The organism is Streptomyces sp. NPDC004065 (genome assembly GCF_044903565.1).
Classification (GTDB): Bacteria; Actinomycetota; Actinomycetes; order Streptomycetales; family Streptomycetaceae; genus Streptomyces.
This window is the reverse complement of sequence record NZ_JBJDQT010000030.1, coordinates 107916-114105: the sequence shown is the minus strand read 5'-3', so window position 1 is coordinate 114105 and position 6190 is coordinate 107916. Positions and strand designations below refer to the sequence as shown.

The 6190-nt window shown below is 67.7% G+C and carries 8 protein-coding genes; 3 read left to right on the top strand and 5 right to left on the bottom strand.

Going from position 1 to position 6190, the window contains the following annotated elements; all coding sequences use genetic code 11:
- Window positions 1–546 precede the first annotated feature (546 nt).
- The 3 genes from ACI2LW_RS27440 to ACI2LW_RS27430 form a co-directional block, all read right to left on the bottom strand.
- Window positions 547–738 carry a hypothetical protein gene (locus ACI2LW_RS27440; protein WP_404733901.1) on the bottom strand — a complete coding sequence of 64 codons (192 nt, stop codon included), beginning with the start codon at window positions 736–738 and terminating at the stop codon, window positions 547–549.
- An 88-nt stretch (window positions 739–826) separates the two neighbouring features.
- Complete coding sequence (locus tag ACI2LW_RS27435; protein WP_404733900.1) at window positions 827–1165, bottom strand: hypothetical protein; 339 nt, start codon at window positions 1163–1165, stop codon at window positions 827–829.
- A gap of 157 nt (window positions 1166–1322) precedes the next feature.
- Window positions 1323–2570, bottom strand: a complete 1248-nt coding sequence (locus ACI2LW_RS27430) for a helix-turn-helix domain-containing protein (RefSeq protein ID WP_404733899.1) — start codon at window positions 2568–2570, stop codon at window positions 1323–1325.
- 380 nt (window positions 2571–2950) lie between these two features.
- Between ACI2LW_RS27430 and ACI2LW_RS27425 the strand changes: the two genes are divergently transcribed.
- The 3 genes from ACI2LW_RS27425 (at window position 2951) to ACI2LW_RS27415 (ending at window position 4572) form a co-directional block, all read left to right on the top strand.
- Complete coding sequence (locus ACI2LW_RS27425) at window positions 2951–3325, top strand: helicase associated domain-containing protein (RefSeq protein WP_404733898.1); 375 nt, start codon at window positions 2951–2953, stop codon at window positions 3323–3325.
- Window positions 3326–3432: 107 nt separating this feature from the next.
- Window positions 3433–4128, top strand: coding sequence for an alpha/beta hydrolase (locus ACI2LW_RS27420; RefSeq protein WP_404733897.1), 696 nt, complete (start codon window positions 3433–3435; stop codon window positions 4126–4128).
- Between the two features lie 222 nt (window positions 4129–4350).
- Complete coding sequence (locus tag ACI2LW_RS27415; protein WP_404733896.1) at window positions 4351–4572, top strand: hypothetical protein; 222 nt, start codon at window positions 4351–4353, stop codon at window positions 4570–4572.
- A gap of 184 nt (window positions 4573–4756) precedes the next feature.
- Here the strand turns inward: ACI2LW_RS27415 and ACI2LW_RS27410 are convergent, their stop codons facing one another.
- Complete coding sequence (locus ACI2LW_RS27410) at window positions 4757–5230, bottom strand: hypothetical protein (RefSeq protein ID WP_404733895.1); 474 nt, start codon at window positions 5228–5230, stop codon at window positions 4757–4759.
- Window positions 5231–5434: 204 nt separating this feature from the next.
- The gene (locus tag ACI2LW_RS27405; RefSeq protein ID WP_404733894.1) at window positions 5435–6016 is read right to left on the bottom strand and encodes a hypothetical protein; all 582 of its coding nucleotides are present in this window, start codon (window positions 6014–6016) and stop codon (window positions 5435–5437) included.
- Window positions 6017–6190: the final 174 nt, after the last annotated feature.

Genomic DNA, 6190 nt, shown 5'->3' with positions numbered 1-6190 from the left:
AGGGCGCCGTGCTCCGCACGGCGCGCCAGCAGCTCCGCTGCCGGACGGACAACTCCGTTGTCCGAGACTCGAATTGCTCCGCAATCCGAGCTGAACGGAATTCGCTCCGCGAATTCCTAAGGCCAGCTAAAGGGAAGGCTCCCGTGGGTGTCTTCCCCAAAACGGTTTTTACGTTGCCCTGTTTGAATTCGTGCCGGGATCCCCCACATGGAATCCGGCAGCAGGACACGACGTGCCGTCAACTACTGCCGTCACAGCGTCCTGAATTCCCGTCGGTACCCATCCGACGGGAATTCAGGTTTGCGCTAGGAACTTGCAACCGAAGTCACTTATGTTCGCCTGCGCGCGTTGCGAGCGAGTTGAATGTCCTCATCGAGCAAGCTGCCTCTAAACGGGTTGCGGACATCGTCAAGAACCACTGATTCGCGCTCCGCTGACGTCCGTGGATGTGCGGGGGAATCCGTGGTTGTTGCCGTCGCTACTGCCGTCACCGGCTTGGGCTGCGCGGTCGCGTTGCCGCTGGCGTGGTGTCGGCGCAGGGGGACTCTACTGCCACGCGCCAGGCTCGGCACGGACGAGAGCGCGGACGGTCCGCTCGTAGAGCTCGTGGCCGCTCTGGGCGCAGTGTCCGGCGATCCAACGGGTCAGCTCGTCCGAGTTGTGCAGCGTGCCTGACGTGGCGCCGCAGTTGTGCTCTTCCCCGGTGACGCAGACCGCCTCGAACGCTGGCAGCGCCACAGGGTCGGGGACGGTGGTCACGTGGTACTCGCGGAAGCGGAAGCGCCCCCGAGCGGAGTTGCGTACTGGTGCGCCGGCGTTTGAAGAATCAGGCATCCTCGGCCGCCTCTTCCTGATCCGGGATGCGCTGTCCGCGCGAGTCCGCGACCCTGAGCGCGTCCGCCAGGGCTTCCGCCAACCGGCAGGCCAACCAGCGGTATTCGCTCGCCGACAGGGCTTTCGCGCCGGGTGCCGTGGCGTCGCGGGCGTACTCCAACAGTTCCTGGCCCATGCTGAGCTGTACCGTCTCGATGCTGTCGGCGAGGGTGGAGAGGTAACCCCGGCCGTCGCTGCTCAGGTAGCACGGCTTCCCCTCCGGGCTGGTCCACGGCAGTAAGCGGGGACCTCCCCCGCCCAACGCGGCGTCGTACAGCTCTCTGCGACGCATACGGTCGGCATCGCTCCTGGGCTGGCTCACTGGGTACCCCCGGCCTGGGTCACTGACGGTGGACGCACTGACCGTAGGCGCTGACTGATCGTCACCCCAGGTGGGAGTCATGGCAGTTCGCGACTCTAGGTATACGCACTGCCACGCTGCGTGGCAGCTACCCGACAACGCCCAGGTAGTCGGCCATTTCGCGCATCTCGGCCGTGAGGGTGCGCTTGCGCTTGCCCAGGATCTCCTGCATGGTCTCGGCGGCCCCGTTCTGGTGCCGCAGCCACTGCGGGGCGGCTTCCCTGGCGCGGGTCAACTCGTCCATGGCGGCGGACAAGTCGCCGGTCCGGGTGTGGGCGCGCGCCACATCGAGGGTGAAACGGTTCCCGTCGTTGGTGCTGGGCCTGCCCAAGCGCTTCCACGCCTTGGGCGACAACTCCTCCTGCTCGCCGGCCTTGCGCACCACCGCGCGGGAGTCGCCGACGACCATGTCGTCTTCGAGTGCCTTGACCGCGGCGGTGACCGGCCCGAAGACGGACCAGTGCCGGGAGACGTTGCGATGCGCCGTGCCGACAGCGGTTGCCGCGACCCGGGCGGCTTGACGGTACTCCTTCGCCTCGTCGGGACGGTTGTTCCTCGTGGCTGCGGCGGCAGCCTCCATCGCCAGGCCGCCCCACACCGCGTAGTGGTCCGGCTCAGCCCCGGTGATCTTCGGCTCCACCGCGTCCATGCTCTGGGCGGCGACCTGTTCCGCCTCGTCCAGCCTTCCCTGCCTCACCAGCAGCCAGCACATGCAGCCGACACCGGAGCCCGCCGCAAGCATGTCTCCGGCCTGACGGGCGTCCATGATGGCGCCGCGCACGGCGGCATACGCGATGTCGTACTGCCGTACCTGGGTGAGATAGGTGCCGGCCAGACGCAGCGCCTCGGCGCGTGCCAGCAGGGCCTGCCGGTGCTCGTCCCCGCTGTCGTAGTAGGCGACGGCCTGTGCGGCATCGCGCAGCAGGCCCGGCAGTTGAGCCGCGACGCTCTTGTAGCTGTCGGAGAAGTACAACACCCGTGCGTCTTGCAGCATCCGCCGGAAGGTGCGCAGGTTCGGTTCCTCGGCCACGGCTTCGGCGTCCTGGTCCACGAGCCCGACGGCCGGGGTGAGGGCGGCGCGGAGCTGGATCAGGTTGACCCGGTTCGGCTCCTCGGCTCGCCCCACTGGCTCCGGTGCATCCGAGGCCATCAGCGCGGCCGTGGTCACCCCCAGCGCGCGGGCAAGCGTGTGCAAGGTCTCCATACGGATGGTGCCGCCCTGCTCGGCCTTGCGCACGGTGCCCGGCGATACGCCTGCGGCGTGGGCCAGTTCCTCCTGGCTCATCCCCGCGCGTCGCCGGTACTTGCGGACGTTGTCGGCCAGCTCCGTGGTCATCAACTCACCACCTCCCACTCCACGGTACGCCCGGCCGGCACATCAGCCGGGGCGCTCCGGCAGACACCCGCCCACAAGGGTGCCCCGCCGTGCGGCGGGCCGGACCTCTGGCAGAACCGGGTCCTGAGCGGGTGGGGTCCCTCGTCGGTCGGGCAGCTTCGCCGGACCAGGATTCTCCGGGGGCCGCCAAGGCTCACCTCGTGACACGTGCGCTCGGCCTTGCCCCGTGAAGATGCACCCATCACCCGCCACGGATGGGTTGGCATGGCGTGGTTCAGGAAGCGGCACCTGATCTGCGGCGGGCGCTGGCCGCCTTCCTACGCGACATCCCGTCTTGGTAGCCACTGGTCGACCTGCTGCACGATGGCCCCGGCGGAACCTTGCCGGTACAGGCGAGCGAGGTCATCGTGCTCGGCGAGGACCTGGGCGCGTGGGTCGCTGCGCAGCGGCTCGGCTGGGACAAGCTGCTCCCGGCCCAGCAGTGGCTCCTGGAAAGCACGCTCGGGCTGGAACCGGCGGGCGACGACGAACGACCCGTGCGGCGTTCGCAGAGCGCCGCCTGGGAGCGGAACATCGCTACGGCCCGGCAGTTCCATGCCCGCGAAGGCCACCTGACCGTGCCTCGCAAGCACGTTGAGGACGTCGACGGCGAGCCGGTGGGGCTCGGCCAATTCGTGAACAACGCCCGCCGACGCGCCGCAACGCTCAGCCCACAACGGCGGGCGGACCTCGATGCTCTCGGCATGCGCTGGTAGGGCGCTTCGCCCGTGCTGTGACGGCGCATCGGCTTCATCGAAGCGAAGCGTTCTGCTGTCGGCCAAGGCTGTCGCGCCTGCGACGGCATGGGCGGCAGGATCGTCACATGCAGCCGATCTTCGTTCTCGTGCACAGTCCGTCCGTAGGCCCCTCGACCTGGCAGCCGGTGGCCGACCACCTGACGGCGGCGGGATACCAGGTGCGGGTACCGTCCCTGCTGCACATAGGCGCCGGCGCTCCGCCCTTCTGGCCCCGCATCGTCGACACCGTCCGTGACGACCTCCGGCAGGTCCCGGCCGACAGCCCCGTCACGTTGGTAGCGCACAGCAACGCAGGCTTGTTTCTCCCGGTGATTCGCTCGGGCCTCGACCATCCGGTGGCCAGCTCGGTCTTCGTCGATGCCGCGCTGCCGGCCCCGATCGGACCGACCCCTGTCGCCTCACCCGAGTTGCTGGAGTTCCTCCGCCCGATGGCGGTGAACGGCAGGCTGCCGCGCTGGACCGACTGGTGGGACGAGGCAGACGTCGCACCCATGTTCTTTGATCCGATTGCGCGGCAGACCGTCATCGAGGAGCAGCCCAACCTGCCCCTCTCCTACTACGAGCAGCACATCCCGGTCCCCGACGGCTGGGACGACCATCCCTGCTCCTACTTGCTGTTCGGCCCTCCGTATGACGGCCTCGCCGACCAGGCGGGCGAACGCGGCTGGCGTGTGGCACACCTGCCCGGAGCACACCTCCATCAGATCATCGATCCTGCCGGCACCGCCCGCCACCTCATCGAGCTCGCCGCTACAACTTGATCCACTTCCGATACACGCCCTAGTGGTCCGGTGGGCATGAGACGGCGGCACTCGGCCCTGCGGGAGCGGCGTCCCCCAGGAGGAGATCTCATGTCACGGCGGACAGCGGCGCTCTGCACGGTCGGTCCGGCGATGCTGTTGGGTGCCACCGCCTGCGGTCAGAGCGACAGTGTCTCGGGGATCCGGATTGCCGCGTGCGGAACGTCCCAGCTGAGCTGGAAGATGACCCTTCTCCCGGGCAAGCCGCACAACTCGCCGACGGCGACGCTCAGTGCCAGGCTCGAGGGATCGAAGTCTTGCGCCTTCGACGGATACCCGGAGCTCAGTGTGTACGTCGGCAAGGGGCCGTCCGCCGGCTCCAAGCCGAAGGAGTTCACGCCAGTTCATCTGGTGCTGAAGCCGGGCCACCGTATCGCGATCCCGCCGGCGGCCACAGGTGTGTGACCTCGGCATGCTGCTGGGAGCACCTCAACCACACTGACATAAAGCCGAACAAACAGCCTTCATTCGCGCGTCGACCATGCGATCATGACCGTTTCGACCGCTGGCCATAGTCGATCGAAAGCCGCCCTACGGCGGCATGGGGAAACGCATCGGGGGATTGCTGTTGCGCGCGGTGAGCTGTAGGTCACATCTTGTTGACGCGCCAAGCGATCATGCCTGAGGCGCCCGGGTTGCCCACGATGTCGAGGTGGGCCGACGCGGCTTTCGGCTTGATGCGCTCGAAGGCGATCGATTGATCGCAGGGAATCGGCTTCTTCTCTCCCGCAGCGGCCGGCGCGAGCGTGATCCGTACGGTGCCTTTACCTGCGCATACCACGGTCAGCTTGTAGGTCGTGCCTTGAGTCAAGCCGAGTTGTGTGTGCACCCCGTCAGAGACGCGCTCCACGCCTGACTCAACCATCGAAGCGCCCTCATCAGTGACACCGTCGAGTGCCGAGCGGGCTGCGGCTGTGAGTCTCTTCTCGGTGTCCGCCTGGGTAGTGCGGTGGGTTGCTGTGGGCGAAAAGGCGTGCCAGGGCTCGGCGTCGGTGTCCGAGGTGCAAGCTGTGAGGAGGAGCGTCGGCACCACGGCGCAGCCAGTGATCCATCGCAGCTTCATGAGGCGGTCTTCCGAACTGCTGCGCAGCAAAGCACCAGGACTGTTCCGGATGCGGTGACGGTTCGGCGCGGACCTATGCACATGTCTCCCCCTTGGTGTGACCGCTGGTCGTGCGGTCGGTTGGAACGCTACGCGTTGGAGTGCTTCGTCGTCATGGCCGTCGGACAGCCGCTGCACGGCGCGGGAGTGGCGGAGATCGGCTCGTCAGCGGTTGTCGTCGCGGTCCGGGGTGTCGGCGATGTCGGCGAGGGCGTCGGTGTAGTACTGGCGGCGTTCGGCGATGAGCGCGGTGACCTGGTCGTCGGTTGCCGTATCGAGCTCGTGCAGGTGCTCCAGCAGGTTGTCCCGCTGCTCGTGGTCGCAGTTCGTGACGTAGGAGATCGTGCGTTGCTTTCCCCCTGCGGCGAAGAGGAGCTGGTGGGGTAGGCCGCACCAGGTGTCGAAGCTGGTGCAGATCGCCTCCCACAGGTGCCAGACGTCTTCGGGTCGGCGGTGCTCGGCGAGCAGGAGCGCGGCGATCTCGATGCTGTGGCTGAAGCCCCAGCAGTGGCGGTGGAACAGTGTCTCCTGTTCCAGCAGGAAGCGGGCGAAGCAATGGTCGACCGGTGCTGCGGTGAGGGCGAATGCCTCCAGGACGTCCTGGCGGTCCTTCCACCACCGGTCCAGCGGCAGGCCGGTTTCGTCGTGGGCCGCCTCGAAACGCAGCAGTTCCCAGCGTTCCTCGTCCTTGGTCCACCAGGCCGGATCCGAGGTGGCGCCGACTGCGCGCGGGCGGTCGGTGGTCATGTTCTGGCTCCGGGCGTGGTGGTACGGGTGCGCGTTTTCAGCAGGTCGGCCTCGGCCTCGGCCTCGACGAAGGCGATCAGCTTATCCGCCACGGAGCGAGCAGACCGGGCAGGCATCAGCACCGTGCCGGCGTCTGCGGGGCGTTGTGTTCCCATACCCTCGTACGGGGTGGGG

What these genes read in the sequence shown, in the direction of transcription:
- ACI2LW_RS27435 (WP_404733900.1), bottom strand. Translation starts at nt 1,165, where the DNA reads ATGCGTCGCAGAGAGCTGTACGACGCCGCGTTGGGCGGGGGAGGTCCC.
- ACI2LW_RS27430 (WP_404733899.1), bottom strand. Translation starts at nt 2,570, where the DNA reads ATGACCACGGAGCTGGCCGACAACGTCCGCAAGTACCGGCGACGCGCG.
- ACI2LW_RS27420 (WP_404733897.1), top strand. Translation starts at nt 3,433, where the DNA reads ATGCAGCCGATCTTCGTTCTCGTGCACAGTCCGTCCGTAGGCCCCTCG.
- ACI2LW_RS27415 (WP_404733896.1), top strand. Translation starts at nt 4,351, where the DNA reads ATGACCCTTCTCCCGGGCAAGCCGCACAACTCGCCGACGGCGACGCTC.
- ACI2LW_RS27410 (WP_404733895.1), bottom strand. Translation starts at nt 5,230, where the DNA reads ATGAAGCTGCGATGGATCACTGGCTGCGCCGTGGTGCCGACGCTCCTC.
- ACI2LW_RS27405 (WP_404733894.1), bottom strand. Translation starts at nt 6,016, where the DNA reads ATGACCACCGACCGCCCGCGCGCAGTCGGCGCCACCTCGGATCCGGCC.